At 72.5% G+C, this 20541-nt stretch carries 18 protein-coding genes; 12 read left to right on the top strand and 6 right to left on the bottom strand.

Features of this window, described 5'->3' with window-relative positions; all coding sequences use genetic code 11:
• The first annotated feature begins 15 nt into the window (after positions 1-15).
• The 3 genes from IEZ04_RS10720 (at position 16) to ppk2 (ending at position 1759) form a co-directional block, all read left to right on the top strand.
• Positions 16-342, top strand: coding sequence for an ArsR/SmtB family transcription factor (locus tag IEZ04_RS10720; protein ID WP_189216496.1), 327 nt, complete (start codon positions 16-18; stop codon positions 340-342).
• A gap of 84 nt (positions 343-426) precedes the next feature.
• On the top strand, positions 427-669 hold the full coding sequence (locus IEZ04_RS10715) for a DUF6411 family protein (RefSeq protein ID WP_189216495.1): 243 nt from the start codon (positions 427-429) through the stop codon (positions 667-669).
• 67 nt (positions 670-736) lie between these two features.
• On the top strand, positions 737-1759 hold the full coding sequence (gene ppk2, locus IEZ04_RS10710; RefSeq protein ID WP_373296286.1) for a polyphosphate kinase 2: 1023 nt from the start codon (positions 737-739) through the stop codon (positions 1757-1759).
• 15 nt (positions 1760-1774) lie between these two features.
• Here ppk2 and IEZ04_RS10705 read toward each other — a convergent pair whose 3' ends face one another.
• Complete coding sequence (locus tag IEZ04_RS10705) at positions 1775-2962, bottom strand: DUF418 domain-containing protein (protein ID WP_189216493.1); 1188 nt, start codon at positions 2960-2962, stop codon at positions 1775-1777.
• A gap of 324 nt (positions 2963-3286) precedes the next feature.
• On the opposite strand from IEZ04_RS10705, the gene IEZ04_RS10700 reads away from it, so the two are divergent.
• From IEZ04_RS10700 to IEZ04_RS10675, 6 genes are all read left to right on the top strand, one after another.
• Positions 3287-4075 (top strand): PTS sugar transporter subunit IIAB, encoded by a 789-nt coding sequence (locus tag IEZ04_RS10700; protein ID WP_189216492.1) that lies wholly within the window; start codon positions 3287-3289, stop codon positions 4073-4075.
• A 20-nt stretch (positions 4076-4095) separates the two neighbouring features.
• A complete protein-coding gene (gene ulaA / locus IEZ04_RS10695) occupies positions 4096-5664 on the top strand; it encodes a PTS ascorbate transporter subunit IIC (RefSeq protein ID WP_189216491.1) in 1569 nt (522 codons plus the stop codon).
• A gap of 52 nt (positions 5665-5716) precedes the next feature.
• On the top strand, positions 5717-6571 hold the full coding sequence (locus tag IEZ04_RS10690; RefSeq protein WP_189216490.1) for an alpha/beta hydrolase: 855 nt from the start codon (positions 5717-5719) through the stop codon (positions 6569-6571).
• Positions 6572-6629: 58 nt separating this feature from the next.
• Entirely contained in the window at positions 6630-7250 is a 621-nt protein-coding gene (locus IEZ04_RS10685) for a histidine phosphatase family protein (protein ID WP_189216489.1), read from the top strand.
• A gap of 203 nt (positions 7251-7453) precedes the next feature.
• Complete coding sequence (locus IEZ04_RS10680) at positions 7454-8806, top strand: serine hydrolase domain-containing protein (RefSeq protein WP_189216488.1); 1353 nt, start codon at positions 7454-7456, stop codon at positions 8804-8806.
• Between the two features lie 517 nt (positions 8807-9323).
• Positions 9324-12137, top strand: coding sequence for a M4 family metallopeptidase (locus tag IEZ04_RS10675; protein ID WP_189216487.1), 2814 nt, complete (start codon positions 9324-9326; stop codon positions 12135-12137).
• Between the two features lie 16 nt (positions 12138-12153).
• Here IEZ04_RS10675 and IEZ04_RS10670 read toward each other — a convergent pair whose 3' ends face one another.
• The gene (locus tag IEZ04_RS10670) at positions 12154-12600 is read right to left on the bottom strand and encodes a DNA-binding protein (RefSeq protein ID WP_189216486.1); all 447 of its coding nucleotides are present in this window, start codon (positions 12598-12600) and stop codon (positions 12154-12156) included.
• Between the two features lie 198 nt (positions 12601-12798).
• Between IEZ04_RS10670 and IEZ04_RS10665 the strand changes: the two genes are divergently transcribed.
• Positions 12799-13851, top strand: coding sequence for an alpha/beta fold hydrolase (locus IEZ04_RS10665; protein ID WP_189216485.1), 1053 nt, complete (start codon positions 12799-12801; stop codon positions 13849-13851).
• Positions 13852-13890: 39 nt separating this feature from the next.
• Here the strand turns inward: IEZ04_RS10665 and IEZ04_RS10660 are convergent, their stop codons facing one another.
• Entirely contained in the window at positions 13891-14751 is an 861-nt protein-coding gene (locus IEZ04_RS10660) for a helix-turn-helix domain-containing protein (protein WP_189216484.1), read from the bottom strand.
• A gap of 299 nt (positions 14752-15050) precedes the next feature.
• Between IEZ04_RS10660 and IEZ04_RS10655 the strand changes: the two genes are divergently transcribed.
• Positions 15051-15581: a hypothetical protein gene (locus IEZ04_RS10655; RefSeq protein ID WP_189216483.1), complete on the top strand. Its 531-nt coding sequence runs from the start codon at positions 15051-15053 to the stop codon at positions 15579-15581.
• A gap of 113 nt (positions 15582-15694) precedes the next feature.
• Positions 15695-16459, top strand: coding sequence for an MBL fold metallo-hydrolase (locus IEZ04_RS10650; protein WP_189216482.1), 765 nt, complete (start codon positions 15695-15697; stop codon positions 16457-16459).
• A gap of 105 nt (positions 16460-16564) precedes the next feature.
• Here the strand turns inward: IEZ04_RS10650 and IEZ04_RS10645 are convergent, their stop codons facing one another.
• The 3 genes from IEZ04_RS10645 to kdgD all read right to left on the bottom strand — a co-directional run bounded on the left by IEZ04_RS10645 (position 16565) and on the right by kdgD (position 20396).
• Complete coding sequence (locus IEZ04_RS10645; protein ID WP_189216481.1) at positions 16565-17902, bottom strand: gluconate:H+ symporter; 1338 nt, start codon at positions 17900-17902, stop codon at positions 16565-16567.
• 162 nt (positions 17903-18064) lie between these two features.
• Positions 18065-19411 carry a glucarate dehydratase gene (gene gudD / locus IEZ04_RS10640; protein WP_189216480.1) on the bottom strand — a complete coding sequence of 449 codons (1347 nt, stop codon included), beginning with the start codon at positions 19409-19411 and terminating at the stop codon, positions 18065-18067.
• Positions 19412-19475: 64 nt separating this feature from the next.
• Positions 19476-20396, bottom strand: coding sequence for a 5-dehydro-4-deoxyglucarate dehydratase (kdgD, locus tag IEZ04_RS10635; RefSeq protein ID WP_189216479.1), 921 nt, complete (start codon positions 20394-20396; stop codon positions 19476-19478).
• Positions 20397-20541: the final 145 nt, after the last annotated feature.

Below are 20541 nucleotides of genomic sequence, written 5' to 3'. Positions count from 1 at the left end.
CGATACCCTGGCGCCATGGCCAGCCGTACCTCCTCCCCGCTCGTCCACCCCGACGAGGCAGACCTCGACCTGTTCCGCATCATGGGCGCGCTGGCCGACCCGGTCCGGCTCGGCATCGTCGTGACGCTCGCCTCCCGTCCCGGCCTCGCCTGCAGCGGTTTCTACCAGGACGTCGCCAAGTCGGCCCTGACCCGCCATTTCCGCGTCCTGCGCGAGGCCGGCCTGATCCGCCAGCACGACGTCGGCACCCGCCGCATCAACACCCTGCGCAAGGAGGAGCTGGACCGCCGCTTCCCCGGCCTGATCGACCTGGTGGTCAAGGAGGGCACCGGCCGGGCGTAACTCCACGAACCCCGGGCACTTGCACCACTGTGCGGCTGCGGCCGCCGGTTCCGCCGGTCAGTCAACAGAGGTGAGGGGTATGTCATGGCCATTGCAGGCATCGTGGCTGTCTGTGTCGTCCTGCTCGTCCTGGCCTTCCTGGTGCCGCGGCTGTCGCGCCATCCCGAGCGCGGTACGCAGCGGACCCTCGGGGTCGGCTCCCGGACGGCCAACAAGGCGCCGGGACGGCTCGGCCACTGGCTGAGCAAGCCGTTCAGCAGCAGCTCCCGTGCGGTGAGCCGCAGCGGCTCCACGGGGCGCAGGGCCCGCGGCCGCATGCCGTTCTGAGCGCCGTTCCGAGGAGGCGCGGCACCATCGTCAGTCCGCAGCACCGGTCATGGAAAGGGACCCGCACGTGGCCGAACCCGTACCCGCGCAGGAGGCGATCCCCGCGAACGCCGCCGGCACCCGCGACGACGTCGACCTGCTCGACGGGCTGCTCATCGACGAGGAGCGGCCCGAGCAGCCGATCCTGCTCGACGCCGACGGCAGCCCCCTCGACACCTGGCGCGAGAACTACCCGTACGACAGGAAGCTCGGCCGCAAGGAGTACGAGCGCCAGAAGAGAATCCTGCAGATCGAACTGCTCAAGCTGCAGAAGTGGGTACGGGAGACCGGCCAGCGGGTCGTCGTGGTGTGCGAGGGGCGTGACGCCGCGGGCAAGGGCGGCACGATCAAGCGTTTCACCGAGCGGCTCAACCCCCGCGGCGCCCGGGTCGTCGCCCTGGAGAAGCCGACGGAACGCGAGTCGGGGCAGTGGTACTTCCAGCGCTACGTGACGCATCTGCCCGCGCGGGGCGAGATCGTGTTCTTCGACCGTTCCTGGTACAACCGGGCCGGTGTGGAGCGGGTGATGGGCTTCTGCACGCCCGAGGAGTACCGGCACTTCTACGCCCAGGCGCCGGTCTTCGAGAAACTGCTGGCCGACGACGGCATCATCCTGGTGAAGTTCTGGTTCTCGGTCTCCCGGGCCGAGCAGCGCACCCGTTTCGCCATCCGCCAGGTCGACCCGGTGCGGCGGTGGAAGCTCTCCCCCACCGACCTGGCCTCGCTCGAGCTGTGGGACGCGTACACCGAGGCCAAGGTCGAGATGTTCCGGGCGACGGACACCCCGCACGCCCCGTGGACCGTGGTGAAGAACAACGACAAGCGGCGCGGGCGGCTGGAGGCCATGCGGCACCTGCTGCTGCGCTGCGACTACGCGGCGAAGGACGAGGAGGCCGTCGGCGTCGCCGACACCCGCATCATCGGTGCCGCCAACACCCTCCTGGAGCGCGGCGAGGAGCCCACCGACCTGTCGCCCACGCCGCTGACGCCACGGCTCGACGGCCCGGGTGAGCATCCCGGCGAGGAGCGGGACGCCCACACCTCCACGTGAACGTGAACGGACGGTTCAGCGGCGGCGCAGCGCCCACTTCTGCAGGGCCTCGAGCGGCCCCGCCGTGAACCGTCGCAGCCACAGCGTGGAGCCCACCATCAGCACCGCGCAGACCACCGCCCACAGCCCCATGACCCACCACGGCCCCGCCCCGGTGCCGAACCGCGTCGCCAGGCCCAGTCCGAAGCCGTAGGCGGCGACCATGCACAGCACGTTCTGCAGAACGTAACCGGACATCGCCGTACGGCCGACGGAGGTGAGCCCCGTCATCAGGGCGCCGGGCCGCCGCACCCGGTCCACCAGCGCGCCGATCAGCCCGATGTACCCGACGGCGAGCAGCGGGGCGACGCCGTACCGGTCCAGCAGGAACAGGTCCGGGCCGCCCAGCGCCACCGCCACGTTCAGCGGCAGCCCGAGTCCCAGCCCCCAGGCGAGCATGCGCAGCCGCAGGCGGCGTCCGGTGCCGTCCGCGCCGAACGCGCCCGCCCGGAACAGCCGGACGCCCAGCAGGAAGAGGAACACCAGCAGGAAGAAGGTCAGCACCGGCTCCATGCGCAGCGCGATCGCGTTCTGGAGCCGGAAGGCGACCTGGTCCGGGTAGTCGCCGTGCGCGTACAGCTCGACGACCTGCCGGGAGACCCCGCCGTCGTCCTCGGGGCCGGTACGGACGAGCACGGCCGTCAGCAGACCGATCACCGTGAGGTGCGCCCCCGCCGCCCACCGCATCACCCGGCGCCGCGCCCGCTCCGAGCGGGTCAGCAGCCAGGCCACCAGCAGCGCGGTGACCGCGTACCCCATCAGCACGTCCCACGCGAAGACCAGCACGAAGTGCAGCGTGCCCTCGGCGAACAGGAACAGCGCACGCCACTTGTAGCGCCCCGGCCAGGGCTGCCCGCGCCGTGCCGCCGAGCCGTACTGAATGGCCAGGCCGGCCCCGAACAGGATGGTCAGCAGCGACAGGAACTTGCCGTTCGCGAGCAGCACGAACACGCTCTCGGCGGTGTCGGCCGGCGAGGCGAAGGACACCTCGGCCGTACCGGACTGGAGGACGCCCCACTCGGCTCCCGGGCCGGTGAATATCCAGACGTTGGTCATGAGGGTGCCGAGGACGGCCGTCCCGCGGAGGACGTCCAGGAGGACGAGCCGTCGTCCGTGTGCCGGGGGCGCCGTCGCCGGTTCGACCCGGGTGCCGATGTCGCTCATGTCTTCATCGTCCCGGCGTACTCCGGGCCGATCGTCGTGCGCGGAGACGAATCAGGCGTACACCGAACGATGCAGTATTTCTTCCGAAGGTAGGATGCGCGCCGTACCTTCCGTCGCGGGTGTCGTCACCCGCCGTTCCGACAGGGGCCGCCGTGCCGGAGCCGACCCGCCCCTCCCGCGTGTTACGGGTGGCCGTGCCGGTCCGGCGTCCGGTGACGCGTCCTTCCTGAGCGCGTCACGTCACCGGCACGCCTCACTCCCCCCTTTTCTCACGGGCACCACAAGTGTGCCCGCTCCCCTGCTCATCAACGGAGTTGACGCGTCATGAACGCACTCACCGCGCTGCTCTCCCCCGCCGCCGTACGGCTCGACGTGGACGCCGGCGACTGGCGCGCCGCGATCCGCGCGGCCGGCCGGGCACTGGTCGACGACGGCATCAGCACCGCCGACTACACCGCGCAGATGCTGGCCAACGTCGAGGAGAACGGCCCGTACATCGTCATCGCGCCCGGTCTCGCCTTCGCCCACGCGCGCCCCTCGCCCGCCGTGCTGAAGACCGGTCTGTCCTGGGTACGCCTGGCCCGTCCCGTGCCGTTCGGGCACGAGGCCAACGACCCGGTCGGTCTGGTGGTCGCCCTCGCGGCCACCGACTCCGCCGCGCACACCGACGCCATGGCCGCGCTGGCCCGGGTCCTCTCCGATCCGGCCACCGGCGAGGCCCTGGAACGCGCCCGTACACCCGAGGAGGTCCTCGGACTCCTCGACGGCGGGCAGCGCCCCGCCACCGCCGGCACCGATGCCGCCGAGGGCTCCGCCCCCGCCGCGTCGCAGCACAAGATCCTCACCGTCTGCGGCAACGGCGTGGGCACCAGTCTGTTCCTGAAGAACACCCTCGAGCAGGTCCTCGACCGCTGGGGCTGGTCCCCGCACGTCACCGTCGAGGCGACCGACACCATCTCCGCCAAGGGCAAGGCCGCCGAGGCCGTCGCCATCCTCACCTCCCGCGAGATCGCCCGCACGCTGGGCGACGTCGGGGTGCCCGTGAAGGTCGTCCAGGACTTCACCAGCACCACCGAGGTCGACGCCGTCCTGCGGGACACCTACAGCGTCTGAACGCGAAAGGACGCATTCTCATGGACTGGCTCGTCAGTCTCGCCAAGTTCCTCGTCAACGAAGTCCTCAGTCAGCCCGCCTACCTGATCGGCATCATCACCGCCGTCGGCCTGGTCGCCCTGAAGAAGACGGCCGGGCAGATAGCGGGCGGCGCCATCAAGGCCACCCTGGGGCTGCTGCTGGTCAGCGCGGGGGCCGGGCTGGTCACCGCCGCGCTCGACCCGCTGGGCACGATGATCCAGGGCACCACCGGTGCCCACGGGGTGATCCCCACCAACGAGGCCATCGCCGGTATCGCCCAGGAGCAGTTCGGCGCCCGCGTCGCCTGGCTGATGATCGTCGGCTTCCTGATCAGCCTTCTGCTGGCCCGCTTCACGCCGCTGCGCTACGTCTTCCTCACCGGTCACCACATGCTGTTCATGGCGACCATGCTGACCATCGTCATGGCCACCGCCGGGCAGTCCGCGCTCGCCGTCGTCCTCGGCGGCGGTGTGCTGCTGGGCATCCTGCTCGTCGCCATGCCCGCCTTCGCCCATCCCTGGACGAAGAAGGTCACCGGCAACGACAGTGTGGCCATCGGCCACTTCGGCACCGCCGGCTACATCGCCTCCGGTGCCACCGGCCAGCTCGTCGGCAGGATCGGCAGGCCGAGCCGCAGCACCGAGGACATGCGCCTGCCCGAGGGGCTGCGCTTCCTGCGCGACTCCATGGTGGCCACCGCCCTGTCCATGGTCCTCGTCTACCTGGTGATGAGCCTGCTGTTCCTCGCCAAGGCCGGCCGCGACACGGCCTTCGAGGCGTTCGCCGGCAGCGGCGGCGCCGCCACCGGCGTGGGCGACTACCTCATGCAGTCACTGATGCAGGGCCTGCAGTTCGGCATCGCCGTCGCCGTCATCCTCTTCGGTGTGCGCACCATCCTGGGCGAGCTCGTGCCCGCGTTCCAGGGCATCGCGAAGCGCGTCGTCCCCGGCGCCAAGCCCGCCCTCGACGCGCCGATCGTCTTCCCGTACGCCCAGAACGCCGTCCTGATCGGCTTCATCTTCAGCTTCCTGGGCGGACTCGCGGGCCTGGCCGTCCTCATCTGGGTCCTCAACCCCGCCTTCGGCCTCGCGCTCGTCCTGCCGGGCCTCGTCCCGCACTTCTTCACCGGAGGCGCGGCCGGTGTCTACGGCAACGCCACCGGCGGCCGCCGCGGCGCCGTCGTGGGCTCCTTCCTCAACGGCCTGCTCATCACGTTCCTGCCCGCCCTGCTGCTGAAGGTCCTGGGCACCTTCGGCGACGCCAACACCACCTTCGGGGACGCCGACTTCGGCTGGTTCGGCGCGCTCCTCGGCAACGTCGCCAAGCTCGACGGCGCCGCCGGGCTCGTCGGCATGCTCGCCCTCGGAGCGGTCGTCCTCGCCGCCGCCTGGCTCGTGCAGATCCGTGTCGTCGACCGGGGCTGGTCCCCCGGTCCCGCCACGGTTCCGGCCACGGCCGCCACGGACACCGGCGCCGGCACCGGCGCGGAGACCCGCGCCCACGCGAGGATCGCGCCGCCGGCCGGTGCCCCGACACCGCCTCCGCCGCCGGGGAGTTCCGCGGGGTAGCGTGTGCCGCCGTGGCACCCGCCACGCACCGGAACACCACAACGGGGATCACATGCAACCGACGTTCGTGCTCGTGCACGGAGCCTTCGCCAACTCCTTCTCCTTCGCTCCGCTCCAGGCCGAACTCGGCCTCCTGGGGCACCGTTCGGTCGCCGTGGACCTGCCCGGCCACGGTTTCGCGGCGACCTACACGCGGGCTTATCAGGCGCCGCAGGTCACCGAGGAGTTCGCCACGGCGCCCGGCTCCATCAAGGGCGTCACGCTCGCCGACAACGCGGCGCACCTGATCGGCGTCCTCGAACGGGCCAAGCGGAACGGGCCGGTGATCCTGGTCGCCCACAGCCGCGGTGGCGTCACGGCCACCGCGGCGGCCAACGCACGGCCGGACCTGATCGACCGCATCGTCTACGTGTCGGCCTGGTGCCCCGTCGACCTCACCGTCGGCGAATACCACTCCGAGCCGGAGATGGCCACGGCCGATGTCGCCTCCCTGGCCCTGGCGGCGGTCGGGAACCCCGCCGAACTGGGGCTGCTCCGCGTCAACTTCCGCACCGCGGACCCGGCCGCCCTCACGGCGCTCAAGGCGACCATGCTCGCCGACGGCACCGACGAGGAGTTCCTGACCTTCCTGAACACCTTCCAGCCCGACGAGAACCTGGACGTCGGCACCTCCGCCGACCGGGCGCGGGCCGACACCTGGGGCCGGATCCCGAAGACCTACGTCCGGCTGGCCGACGACGCGATCATGCCGCCCGCCCTCCAGGACCGGCTGATCCGCGAGGGCGACGCGCTGACGCCGGACAACCCGTACGACGTCCGCACACTCGCGGGCAGCCACCTGAAGTGGCTGGTCGATCCGGCACCGGCGGCCCGCGTGCTGGCGGAACTCGCGGGACTCACCGAGTAGGAACCGCGGCACCCCGGCGGACGTCGTGGAAGCCAGCCATACGATCTTGGAGGCTTCCATGGCAACCGCTGCGCGCCACCTCTACCTGGCCCGGCACGGTGAGGCGTCGGAGGACGAGAGCGAACTCACGGCGAGGGGACGCCGCCAGGCCGCGCTGCTCGGCGAGCGGCTGCGCGGCACCGCGCTCTCGGCGGTCCACCACGGTCCGCTGCCGCGAGCGGCGCAGACCGCGCGGCTGGTCGGTGAACGGCTCGACGGCGTGCCCCTCTTCGCCTCGGAAGCCGCGGGCGACTACCTGCCGTACCTCCCGGCGCGGGAGGAGCTGCCACCGGAGTCGGCCGACGCGACCCTGGAGCGGCTGGCGCGGTTCCCTCCGGAGGAGCGCGAGCCCGGGCCCCGGCTCGCGCGGGAGGCGCTCGCCCTGTTCACCGGGCCGGCCGACGGCGACGAGCCGCGCCACGAGCTCGTCGTCACGCACAACTTCCTCATCGGCTGGCTGGTCCGTGCCGCCCTGGACGCGCCGAAGTGGCGCTGGATCGGGCTGAACCACGCCAACGCGGCGCTGACGGTCATCCGTTACGCACCCGGCCGCCCCGCCTCCGTGCTCCTCTACAACGACACGGGTCACCTTCCCGCGGAGCTGCGCTGGACCGGTTTCCCGCCCGAGCTCCATGTCTGACGGTTCCCCTCACCCGCGTCGCACCGCTCCGGGCCGCGCCCGCGGCATCTTCCTGGCCTGAGCGGCGTATACCTGACACATGTCATCCGTCCGCGTGCACAAGGTCGTTCCGAGGGAGGAGGACCCCCGCCGGGCCCGGCGGTCAGGATGGGTGCCCCATGCACATGACCACATGTGCGTCACGCAGCGAGACAGGAGCGACCATGCGCCTTGCCCGCCCGAGCACCCGCCGCCGCCCGACCCGGAGGAGAGTCCACCTGGCCGCGGCGGCGTCGACCGCGATCCTGTCGCTGGCGGTCGCGGCGGTACCGGCCCAGGCGGCGCCCCGGCCGTCCGCACCGGACGGCGCGTCCACGGTCTCCCTCACGGCCACCGTGTCCGGGCCGTCCGCGACGTCCCGCACCGGCGGCCTCGACCGCACGGCGCTGCGTGAGACGCTGGACGCGCTCCACCAGGCGGGGATGTACGGCGCCTACTCGGCGGTCCGTGACGGTTCCGACCGGTGGAAGGGGGCCGCCGGGGTCGTCGACGTGGACACCGGGCGACCGGTGCGGGCGGACTTCGAGCACCGGATCGGCAGCGTCACCAAGACCTTCACCGCCGTGGCCGTCCTCCAGCAGGTCCAGCGGGGACGGATCGACCTGGACGCGCCGATCGGCCGCTACCTCCCCGAGCTCGTACGGGGCGAACGCGGCCGCGAGGTGACGGTGCGGATGCTGCTCAACCACACCAGCGGCATCGGCGACTACATACTGGGCGCCCTCCCCGAGCTCGCCACGGACCCGGGGAAGGCACTCGACGGAGCGCGCTTGCGGCACTGGGAGCCCGAGGAACTGGTCCGGATCGGTCTGGCCGCCGAGCCGGCCCCGCGGCGCGGCACCTTCTCCTACTCCAACACCAACTACATCGTCGCCGGGCTGCTGCTCGAGAAGGTCACCGGTCAGGACGCCGAGGACTACATCACCCGCGAGGTGATCCGCGAGGCCGGGCTGCGGCACACCTACTTCCCTGACTCCCCGCGCCTCACCGGTCCGCACGCGAGGATGTACGAGTCGTTCTACGGTTACATCGACCCGCCCCGCGACTACGGCGTCTACGACGCGTCCCTGTTCGGCACGGCCGGGGCGATGGTCTCCACCACGCAGGACCTCAACGACTTCTTCCGCCGGCTGCTCGGCGGGAAGCTGCTCGGCCCCGAGGCGCTGCGCGCCATGAAGACCACCGTTCCCATGGCGGAGGGCTCGGCGGCGGGCTACGGCCTGGGCATCTACACCCAGCCCCTCGGCGGCCGCTCGTACTGGGGACACGACGGGATCGTCTTCGGCGCGGGCACCCTGGCGCTGTCCAGCGAGGACGGCCGCCGGCAGCTGGCCGTCGGCTACAACCTGACGAAATACCAGCGGTTCGACGAGAGCGGCGAGGAGATCGTCGAGCTGCCGAACCCCATCGACCCGGCGTTCGGGAACCACGTGGTCACGGCGCTCACCGACACGTTCCCGTCGGCCGCCCCGGACGACGCCCCGTCCCTGCTCTCGGTGGAGCGCCTGAGCCGCTGAGCCGTACGGCCGGGCGCTCCGTCGGGGCACGGCGGGGCGCCCGGTGTCCGAGCCGAGCACCTCCGCCACGAGGCGGCGCGCGTACGCGGCGTCGAGCCCGGTGGGGCGAGGAGGACTCGGTACATGACGGGTGCGACGACGCCGTCGACGACCGTCTCCGCCTCGGGCACCGTCTCCCCGCGGCCGGCGGCGCGGGCGAGGACGGCGTCGACCTGTCCGGCGGCGCAGCCGGAACGCCGCCCGGCGATGCTGCCGTCCGGATCGCCGAGCAGCGCTTCCCGCCGCGTGACGGCACCGCGCGAACCGGCCGGAACTCGACTGCCGTCTCCCACTCCCCATTGATGAGGCACCGCATCACCGGTTCGATGGCCTCCTGCCGGGCCGCGCTCCGCCGTCCGGCGCCACTGACAAGGGGGGTGGGGAGACCGTGCGTCATCCCAGGAGAACCAGGAGAACCGGGAGAGCGGGCGGCCGCAGCGCCGGCCGCGGAGCACGACCGATCGGATTACCAGGTGCGGTGGCGCTGTTCGGCGCCGCCGCACTCGTCGTCTCCGCGGCTCCCGCCGGCGCCGTGACGGCGGCGGCAGCCGCACCGCCGCCGAGCCCCGGGGAAGTGCTCCCGGGACAGCGGACGGAGACACCGGCGCTGGTACGGGGCATTCGTGAGCAGGCGCCGGCCGCCGGCAGCGCGGCGGACGCGGCCCGCGCCCACCTGGACGCCGAGCGGGGGCGGTACCGGATCGCCGACGCCGAGCGCGATCTGACGCCCGCCGGGACCACCTCCGCGGGCGGCCACGAGGTGGTACGGCTCCAGCAGCGGCACCGCGGCGTGCCCGTCCTCGGCGGGCAGTACGTCGTCCGCATGGAGCGGGAGGACGGCCGGCGGGTCGTCACCGGTACCTCCGGCAAGTACTTCACCGAGCTCACCACCGGCGCGACGGCGCAGGTCGGTGAGGCGCTCGCCGTCGAACGCGCCGTCGACGCCGTCCTCGCCGGCCTGACGGACACCGGCTTCGCCGCGGCGCCGTCGCACGCGGAGGACGACGGGACACGGCCGCCGCTGGAGGGCACCGCCCGCGGGCTCGTCGTCCTGCCCACCGGGACGGGCGTCCTCACCCGGCACGTCAGCGTGCGCGGTACCGACCCGGCGAGCGGCGAGCCCGTGCTGCGCGAGGTCTACATCGACGCCCGCGCCGGGTACCCGGTGCTCCAGTACAGCGGTATCCGGACGTTCGGCGGCGAGCTCCGCCCGGCGGCCGGAGCGGCCGGGGGTTCCCCGGAGGCCGCCGCCCCGGCCGGCCCGGCGGCCGAGAAGGGGTCCGGCACGAGGCTCGACGGCACGGCCGTCCCCCTGGAGGTGGACCGCGACGACAGCCGTGACCTGTACGTGCTGCGTGACCGTTCCCGCGCCGCCGAGGACGACTGGACCGACGCCAATGTCCTCACCACCTGGGACGCGCGCGGCCAGGACGCCGGTGACGTCTCCGGGCAGTGGCCCGCGGGCGTCGAGGAGTTCGGCTCGCCCACTCCCGCGTTCGGCGCCGAGGCCACCGACTCCGGCGCCGTGGACGCGCACTGGGCGGCCGGGCGGGTCCACGACTACTTCCGGGACAGGCACGGCCGGAACAGCCTCGACGGTCACGGCATGGCCGTCGACTCCCTGGTGGGCGTCACCAATTACGGGCAGCCGTGGGTCAACGCCTTCTGGGACGGCCAGAAGATGGTGTACGGCAGTGGCGACGCCGAGTACCGTCCGCTCTCCGCGGCCCTGGACGTCGTCGGCCACGAGATGACACACGGTGTGATCGAGCACTCCGCGAACCTCGTGTACGCGGGCCAGTCCGGGGCCATGAACGAGGCCCTCGCCGACTACTTCGGCAACGCCGTCGAGGCCGACGTGTACGGCGTCCCGGCCACGGACCCGGACTCGGGCCTCGTCGGCGAACGGCTCTGCCGGACGAAGACACCCCGCGAGTGCGCGCTGCGCGACCTCGGTGACGGGCGGACCACGGCCGGGTCGTTCCTCGGCGTCGGCTTCGGCACCGACAACGGCGGCGTCCACCTGAACTCGACCATCTTCGGCGGGGCGCTGTGGGACGCCCGCGAGGACCTGGGCGCGGAACTCACCGACCGGATCGTGTACAAGGCGCTGACCGAGTACCTCACGCCGCTCGACGGCTTCACCGAGGGGCGGGCCGCCGTCCTCGCGGCGGCCGGGGACCTGGGGGTCACGGCGGCCGAGGACCGGGCGCTCCAGCGCGCCTTCTCGGCGCACGGCATCGTGCCGGGCTGGGAGTTGGCCCTCGGTGTGGACTCCGACCCCCTCCTGGACCGGGTCAACACCACCGACACGAACCTCGGTGCGGGCGGCGGCTGGTGGGCGGCGTCCAAGTCGAACGAGGACGGCTCGGAGCCGTACTCGGTGTGGGCCGGACGCGCCGACGGCACGGGGCAGCCGAAGCTGATGAGCCCCAACGACGGCCGCTTCCACGTCAATCCGGCCACCGACGGCCGGACCGTGGTGTGGCAGGCGTACGGCTCGGCCGGGGTCGACGTGCTGGCCAGGCCGATCGCGGGCGGCCCCGTCAAGACGCTGTGGAGCGGCCGCAGCGGAGGGGCCTCCGTGGACGTCGACGGTGACGTGGTGGCCTTCTCGTACGCCAACCACGGCGGGCGCCAGGGGGTGGCCTACCTGAGCCTGAAGGATCCCGCGAAGAAGGTGACGATCGGCGGTGGCACCTACCACCGGGCGTACTCGCCGTCGGTGAGCGACGGCAAGGTCGCCTTCCAGGAGCGGGAGCGGGTGCGCGCCGCCGAGTACGCGCTGAACACGCGCGTCGTCGACGTGGCGACCGGCGAGGAGACCCTGATCCAGCGCGCGTCCGGCACGACGAGCCTCGGCCCGACGGCCGTCAACGGCACGCACGTCTTCTGGCTCCTCAACGAGGGGGACGGCGGCGGGACGGCCCTGCGCCGTGCCTCGCTCGACGGCAGTGGCGTGGTGGACCTCAGCCCGGAGGCCGGTGCTCAGGCGCTGAACGCCCGCACCCTCACGGCCTCCGAGGACACGGTGACGGTCGGCGCTCTCGCCCCGGCCGACCCCGGTGTCCCCGGCACCGGGCTCCGCAACGAGTCGACCACCAAGCTCCACCAGTTCGCCGCGGGCGGCTCGCCCGAGGATCCCGCCACCCGCAGGGGGCGGGTCTCCTGCAACCGCGGCGAGCAGGCGTCGGCCGCCGCGGTGGCCGGCAGCCAGGTGGTGTGGCTGGACTCGACCACCGGCACCACCGACGTGGTGACCCGCACCCGGCCGGCGGGCCGGTGCGGCTGATCCGCGGAGCGAGGTCTCACGTCTCGTCGGCCGCGACGCGGTCGGCGAGGCGCTCGTAACGCTGCCGGGCTGCCTGCGGAGTACCGAGCCCGAGGCCGAAGGCGATGTCCTGCCAGGTCATCCCACGGCCCCGGGCCATCCGGAGCAGCCCGGCCTCCAGCTCGTCCAGCTCCCCGCGCACCAGCGGCATCAGGCTGAGCGCGGCCGTGATGTCGGCGTGATCCACCTCCGGTTCGCCGTCGTCGGGCTGTGCGGCGCCGCTGAGCAGGAAGGACACGAGCCTGACGGCCTCGTGCGGTCCGAGGACGGAAGGGTGGGTCTGCCGGCGGCGCTGCTCGTCCGTGGCCGCGTGGCGCTCCGCGATGCGGAACAGGGAGGCGTACACCCGCCGCGCCCGCGCCTGTTCGGGCCGCGGGGGCGTGAAGGGGTCCGGCTGCTGCTGGTGGTCGGGGATCGAGGTCATGGGGCAAGGGTGGACGGTGCACAGCCTGTTGGGCAACGGATTATTGTGAACAGGTCGTTCAAGCACCGTTGTTGATCGCTCTCATCGCTCCCGCAGGCTTCCGAGGGCTCTCGCGTGCGGCCCTGCCGGAACTTTTCACTCCCGCCACACGCTGAACCACTGACGCAGGCGCAGACGACCGAGAGGACACGAGACCGCATGACCTCCCGCCGTTCCCTCCTCCTGGCCGCCGCCACGGCGGCTCCCGCCACCGCCCTCCTGACGACCGCCTCCCCCGCCCTTGCCGCCTCCGCCGGGCAGCGGGAAGGCGGCGACCGCACCTACACCGAGCCGCTCGGCATCGGTCTGGAGGGCTACCCCTCGCCCTTCCCGTACTCCTTCCTCCGCCTCGAAGTGCAGGGCGAGACCGTGGACATGGCCTACATGGACGTGGCCCCGCGCGGACGGGCCAACGGCAGCACGGTGACGCTGCTGCACGGCAAGAACTTCGACGGCGGCGCGTGGGAGCCCACCGCGCGGGCCCTGTCGGCCGCCGGGTACCGGGTCGTGGTGCCCGACCAGATCGGCTTCGGCCGGTCGGGCAAGCCCGCCGTCGACTACGGATTCCGGATGCTGGCCGACAACACCGCCGCCCTCCTCGACCACCTCGGGGTGCGCCGCACGCATGTCGTCGGGCACTCGATGGGCGGCATGCTCGCCACCCGCTTCGCCCTGGACCACCCCGGGCGCACGGACCGTCTGGTGCTGGCCAACCCCATCGGCCTGGAGGACTACCGCGAGCTGGTCCCCGAGCACTCCACGGACAAGGTCTTCCGGGACGAGCTGGCCAAGACCGACCAGGCGGCCCTGCGCGACTTCTACCGCGGGTACGTGGTGCGCTGGCGTCCGGAGTACGAGCGCAACGTCGAGATCCGCTGCCGGGTCACCCTCAGCGGCGAGTACCCGCGGTGGGCGATGGCCTCCGCGCTCACCTACCAGATGGCGTACCACCAGCCCGTCGTCCACGAGTTCGGCGCACTGACGGTGCCCGCGCTGCTGGTCGTCGGGCAGGAGGACCGTACGGCGCTGGGCAAGGAGTACGCGGCCCCCGAGGACCGCGGGAAGCTGGGCGACTACCCGGTCCTGGGCGAACGGGCCGCCGCGGCGATCCCGGACGCCCGCCTGGTCGCACTCGAGAACGTCGGTCACCTCCCGCACCTGGAGGCGGCACCGCGCTTCCACCGTGAGGTGACGCGGTTCCTGGCGGCGTAGCGTCACTCGTGAGCCAGGGCGTCACACCGGCCGGTCGCGTCACTGGTGACCGGCCGGCGCCGTGTCCGGGGCGGACGCGCCGGCGGTCGCGGTCAGGCTGCCCAGCAGGGCGAGGGCCTCTTCCGACGGACTGCCGGCGCCGGCCCGGTAGACGACGAGTTGCTGGCCGGGGGCGCTGTTGACGGTCAGCGACTCGTAGTCCAGGGTCAGGTCGCCCACCAGGGGGTGCCGGAAGCGCTTGGTCTCGTGCGTCTTCTGCCGGATGTCGTGGCGGGCCCACAGCCGGCGGAAGTCCGGGCTCTTCAGGGACAGTTCGCCCACCGTCCGGACCAGCTCGGGGTCGTCCTGGCCGGTGCCCGCCGCCGAGCGCAGCCCTCCCACCGTGTTGGCCGCCACCCGCTCCCAGTCCGGGTAGAACTCGCGCGCGTCCGGGTCGAGGAACACGAGCCGCACGAGATCGCCGCTGTAGGTGTGCCCGGCGAACAGGGCGCGGCCCAGGGAGTTGTGGGCCAGTACGGTCAGCCGGCGGCCCAGGACCACGGCGGGTGTGCGGTGCCAGTCCTCCATCATCCGCAGCAGGGTCGGGCCGACCCGCTCCGGTCGCGGGGACCGGCTCGGTGCCGGGCCGGGGTACGCGAGCCGGTGCAGGTGCTCCAGCGCCTCCCGGTCCAGGCGCAGCGCTCCGGCCAGGGCGTCGACCACCTGTGCCGAGGGGTTGCGTTCACGGCCCTGCTCCAGCCGGACGTAGTAGTCGGCACTGACCCCGGCCAGGGCGGCGACCTCCTCCCTGCGGAGGCCCGCCACCCGGCGCCGGCCGGTGGTCGGCAGTCCTGCGTCCTCGGGCCGCACCAGTGCACGGCGGGCCCGCAGATACTCCCCGAGCGGGTTCACGGCGTCCATGACCGCAACGATAGACACGTGGCACCGGCGTCCGGGAGTCCTCAGGGTGGCCGTGACACTCCTACCCCCACGACGGCTTCCCGCACGGCCCACCGTGTCATGACACATCTTCCCCGTGCGTGCCTCACCGGCACCGCGGGCGCAACTCCCCCGACCCGCACGCACACAAGTCCGACGCAGTGGGCCTCATCCGCGCCTTTGTCACTGTTCAGGGTGACTTTTTCGTGTCACCCTGCTCACGGATCAACCGACGCCTACCGTACTGATTCCGCGGCAAGGGTCGAGGACGAGAGGAACCCATGGTCTCCACAGCCACCGACACGGCGCACAACATCGCCGTCACCACGGAGAACCTGAAGGAGGAGCTGCACCGCCTGGAGGCCCGGCGGCGGTCCCTGGAGGAGGAGATGGCCGCCGTCGTGGCCCATCTCGGTTCCGTGCAGCAGGCCTTGCAGGCGCTCGAGAACCTCAAGCGGGTGACGGGGGCGAAGGGGGCCGATGCCGATGCGGCGACCGTCTCCGGCCGGTCGGTCGACGTCCGGATCCTCCCCGAACCGGCCAGGCCCGCGGCGCGTGTGCGGAGATCACCGGCCGGGCGGCCCGGGACGCGCTCGGCCGGGGACGGCACGTACGGCAGCCTCACCGAGCGGATCATGGAGTACTTCGCCGGTACGGGCGGTGCGGACGTACGGGCCCGTGATGTGGCCGCGGCCCTGGGTCGCGACACCGACGCGGGCAGCATCAACGCCGTCCGCAGCACGCTCGACCGGCTCGTCGGCTCGTCCCGCATCCAGCGCGCCGGGCGGGGTCTGTACCGCGCGAACCCGTAAGAGGCGCAGCGGCCGACCGTGTCACAGCTTGCGGGGACGCCACCACGCACACCGTGTGAACCACACCGGTTCTCCGCAGCCCACCACAGCAGTCCACCACAGGGGAAGAGAACATGCCGAGCGTTCCGCCCGACGGCGAGACGGTGCGCGTCGCGGACAACGTGTATCTGGTGTCCGGCAGCAACACCAACTGGGTCATCGTCAGGGACGGCGACAGCGCCACCCTCATCGACACCGGATACCCGGGCGACCACGACCGGCTGCTCGCCTCGCTGGCCGCCGTCGGGGTACGTCCCGAGGCGGTCACCGCGGTTCTCGTCACCCATGCGCACATCGACCACATCGGCGCCGCCGAACGCCTGCGGACCGCACACGGTGTGCCCGTGCTGATGCACGAGGCGGAAGTGCCGCACGCCCGCCGCGACTTCCAGGACCAGGTGTCGGTCGGTCAGATACTCGCGCGGGCGTGGCGCCCCGGTGTCCTGCCGTGGGCCGTGCACGCGCTGCGTGCCGGGGGTACCACACAGGTCCCGGTCACCGAGCCACGGCCGTTCCCCGCGCCGGGCGCACTCGACCTGCCGGGCGGTCCGGTGCCCGTCCACACGCCGGGGCACACCCGCGGGCACTGCGCCTACCACCTGCCCGGCAGCGGCATCCTCGTCAGCGGCGACGCCCTGGTCACCGCACACCCGACCTCCCGCGTCGACGGCCCCCAGCTGCTGCCCGGCATGTTCCACACCGACCGCGCCCGTACCCTCGACAGTCTCGGTGTCCTCGCCGGCATCGACGCCGACGTGCTCCTGCCGGGGCACGGACCCGTCCACCGGGGCCCCGTCGAAGCCGCCGTCGCCCGCGCGCGGGAGCACGCCGGGCGCTGAGACCGGCGGAGACCGGCGGAGACCGGCGGAGACCGGACTGAACCGGGTCGAGACCGGGCGGGGGGCGCCGGAGTCCGGTCCCGGCGCCCCTCCCCCGCCGAGCCCCTACACCCCGAGCGCGTCCAGCGCAGCCTGCAGTGCGAAGACGCCGCCCAGGCCCAGTACGGCGAGGACCGTCGTATAGGTGGTGCGCGCCTTGATGGCGTCCAGGACCGACAGGTTGAAGTACTCCTTGAACATCCAGAAGCCGGGGTCGTTGACGTGCGAGAAGGCGATGGAACCGCAGGAGACCGCGAGGACCATCAGTTCCGGGTGGATGCCGCTGCCGGCGACGAGCGGCACGGCGATGCCCGCGGCGGTGGTCACCGCGACCGTCGCCGAACCGAGCGCGATGCGCAGGATCGCGGCGATCAGCCAGGCCAGGAGGATCGGTGAGATGCTCCACCCGTCGGTGAGGTCCTTGATGTAGTCCGCGATCCCGCCCTCGACCAGGACGTTCTTGAAGGCACCGCCGGCGCCGATGACCAGCAGGATCATCGCCATGGCCTTGGCCGCGTCGTTGCAGGAGGCGGCCACCTCCCCCAGCGGGCGGCCGATGCGCGGGCCGAACGCCCAGACGGCCAGGACCAGGGTGAGCAGCAGGGCGATCGGGGCCGAGCCGACGAAGGCGACGAACGCCATCCCGGGAGCGTGTTCACCGGCCGCCATCTCGGCCACCGACGCGCCCGCGATGAGCACCACCGGGAAGAGCGCGACCGAGAGGGCCCAGCCCATACCGGGCATCTCCTCGTCGGTGAAGGAGCGGTCGCTCACCAGTCCGGTCGGGATGGAGGGGTTCATCTTGCGGACGAAGGCCAGCCGGGGCCACAGCAGCGCGACGAACGCACCGGCCGGGACCGCGATGAACAGGCCGTAGAAGAGGGTCTTGCCGATGGACGCGTCGAACATGGCGGCGACGGCGGTGGGGCCGGGGTGCGGCGGCAGGAAGCTGTGCATGGTGGACAGCGCGATCGACATCGGCAGACCGATCCACAGCAGGTTCTTGCCGGTCATCCGGACCAGCGTGAACGCCACCGGCACGATGATGACGAAGGCCACCTCGTAGAACATGGTGACGCCGATGAGCATGGCGGTGACCACCATGGCCACCTGCACCCACCGGTCGCCGAACCGGTCGGCCATCCGCATCGCTATGCGCTGGGCCGCACCCGAGTCGCCCATCACCCGGCCGACCATCGCGCCGAGTCCGACCACGAGCATGGTGTCGCCGATCTGGCCGCCGACACCGTCGGCGAGCACCTCGGGGATCTCCTCCAGGGCGATTCCCTGGACGACCGCCACGGCCACCGCGACGAGCAGCAGGGCGATGAACCCGTTGAGCTTGAGCCGGGTCATCAGGAAGAGCAGCGCCACCACGCTGAGCGCTACGACGAGCAGGGGCATATCACTTCTCCTTTGAAGTGATGCCGGGACGCGGGCCGCCGGAGGCGGGGGCGCGGGCGGACCGGGATCCCGGGTGGTGAACGAAGGCGGGGGGAGTGTCCGCGCACGGACACGTACGGGCCCCGCGCCCGGAGGCGGAGCGAGGCCCGTGACGGGGAGACCTCAGCGCACCAGCGCCGGCTTCTTCGGATCGAACTCCCAGCCGGGCAGGAGGTACTGCATGCCGGCGGCGTCGTCGCGGCCGCCGAGGCCGAGGCCGAAGTACAGCTCCTCGGCCGCCTCGACGCGCTCCATGTCGAGCTCGACGCCGAGGCCGGGGCGGTCGGGCAGGGCGATGGCCCCGTCGCGGATGGTGAACGGCTCGCGGGTCAGCCGCTGTCCGTCCTGCCAGATCCAGTGCGTGTCGATCGCGGTGATGTCACCGGGCGCGGCGGCGGCGACGTGGGTGAACATCGCCAGCGACACGTCGAAGTGGTTGTTGGAGTGCGAACCCCAGGTCAGGCCCCAGGCGTCGCAGAGCTGGGCCACGCGCACGGAACCGTTCATGGTCCAGAAGTGCGGGTCGGCGAGCGGGATGTCGACGGCGTCGGCCTTGACGGCGTGGCCGAGCTGCCGCCAGTCCGTCGCGATCATGTTGGTCGCGGTGGGCAGACCGGTGGCGCGGCGGAACTCGGCCATCGTCTCGCGCCCGGAGTAGCCGCCCTCGCCGCCGCAGGGGTCCTCCGCGTACGCCAGGACACCGCGCAGGCCGCGCCCGATCTCGATCGCCTCCCGCAGCGACCAGGCGCCGTTGGGGTCGAGGGTGACGCGGGCCTCGGGGAAGCGCTCGGCGAGGGCGGTGACGGCCGCGGCCTCGTCGTGTCCGGCAAGGACGCCGCCCTTGAGCTTGAAGTCCTGGAAGCCGTACCGCTCCTGGGCCGCCTCGGCGAGCCGGACGACGGCCTCGGGGGTGAGCGCCTCCTCGTCGCGCAGCCGCAGCCACGCGTCCCCGGCGTCCGCGTCGTGGCGGTAGGGCAGGTCGGTGCGCTTCCGGTCGCCGACGAAGAACAGGTAGCCGAGCACGGGGACGCTGGTGCGCTGCACGCCCTCGCCGAGCAGTGCGGCGGTCGGCACGCCGAGGTGCTGTCCCAGCAGGTCGAGCAGGGCCGACTCGACGGCGGTCACCGCGTGCACGGTGACGCGCAGGTCGAAGGTCTGGGCGCCGCGCCCGCCCGCGTCGCGGTCGCCGAACCGCTCGCGTATCGCCCGCAGCACGGCCTGCGGGTCACCGACGGACCGGCCGACGATGAGGTCGCGCGCCTCCTCCAGGGTGGTGCGGATGCCCTCGCCGCCGGGCACCTCGCCGACGCCGGTACGGCCCTCGGAGTCGGTGAGCATCACCAGGTTGCGGGTGAAGTACGGGGCGTGCGCGCCGCTGAGGTTCAGCAGCATGCTGTCCTGACCGGCGACCGGGATGACGCGCATCGCGGAGACGACGGGCGGGCCGGCGGGCTGTGCGGTGTTGGTCATGGTGCGGGTGCCTTTCGCGAGCGGGGTCGGGCGACGCGAGTGCCGAGCGGGCGTCGGCGGCGGTTCAGCCGCCGATTCCCTTGATCAGGGCGGAGAGCTGCTCCAGCTCCTCCGGCTCCAGGTCGGTCAGCGGCGGCCGCACCGGCCCCGCCGGGTGGCCGGTGACCGTCATGCCGGCCTTGACGATGCTCACCGCGTAGCCCTGCTTGCGGTCGCGGATGCGGGTGTACGGCAGCACGAAGTCGTCGAGCATGCGCAGCACGTCCTCGCGGCGGCGTTCACGGACCGCCGCGTAGAAGGCGAGCGCGAACTCCGGAGCGAAGTTGAAGAGGGCCGAGGAGTAGGTGGTGACGCCGAGTTCGAGGAAGGGCAGGGCGTACGTCTCGGCCGTCGGGAGGCCGCCGATGTAGGTGAGGCGGTCGCCCATGCGGGCGTAGAGGCGGGTGATGTGGTCGATGTCGCCGATGCCGTCCTTGTACCCGATCAGGTTCTCGCAGCGCTCGGCGACGCGGGCCACGGTCTCCGGGGCGTAGACGGCGTTGGCCCGGCTGTAGACGATGACGCCGAGGTCCGTGGCCCGGCAGACCGCCTCGACATGGGCGGCGAGCCCGTCCTGCGAGGCCTCGGTGAGGTACGGCGGGAAGAGCAGCAGGCCGTCCGCGCCGGCGCGTTCGGCGGCCTTGGCGAACTCGACGGCGGTCACCGTGCCGTAGCCGGCGGGGGCGACGATCGGCATGCCCGCCGGGGCGCTCGCGACGGCGGCGGCGACCACCCGCTCCACCTCCGCCGGGGAGAGGGAGAAGAACTCGCCGGTGCCGCCCGCCGCGAAGAGGCCCGCCACCTCGTACGCGCCGAGCCGTGCGACGTTCGCGCGGTACGCGTCCTCGTCGAAGGACAGGTCCTCGGGCCGGAAGTGCGTCACCGGGAAGGAGAGCAGGCCGGAACCGATGCGGCGGCCCAGTTCGGCGGGGGTGAGGTCGGTCATCGCGAGGAGCTCCTGGCGTGTGGAGAGGCGTACGGCTCACGCGGCTGCCCGGTTCCTCCGGGCGCGGCCCGTGCTCGACGCCTGGACCTGCCGGGTGGGAGAAGAGGTGGTCATGCCCTGGGCGAGAGCCGTTTCGATTGCTTGG

The organism is Streptomyces ruber (assembly GCF_014648075.1).
Classification (GTDB): Bacteria; Actinomycetota; Actinomycetes; order Streptomycetales; family Streptomycetaceae; genus Streptomyces; species Streptomyces ruber.
Note: the sequence above shows the minus strand (reverse complement) of the source record. Positions and strands in the feature narration are given on the sequence as shown.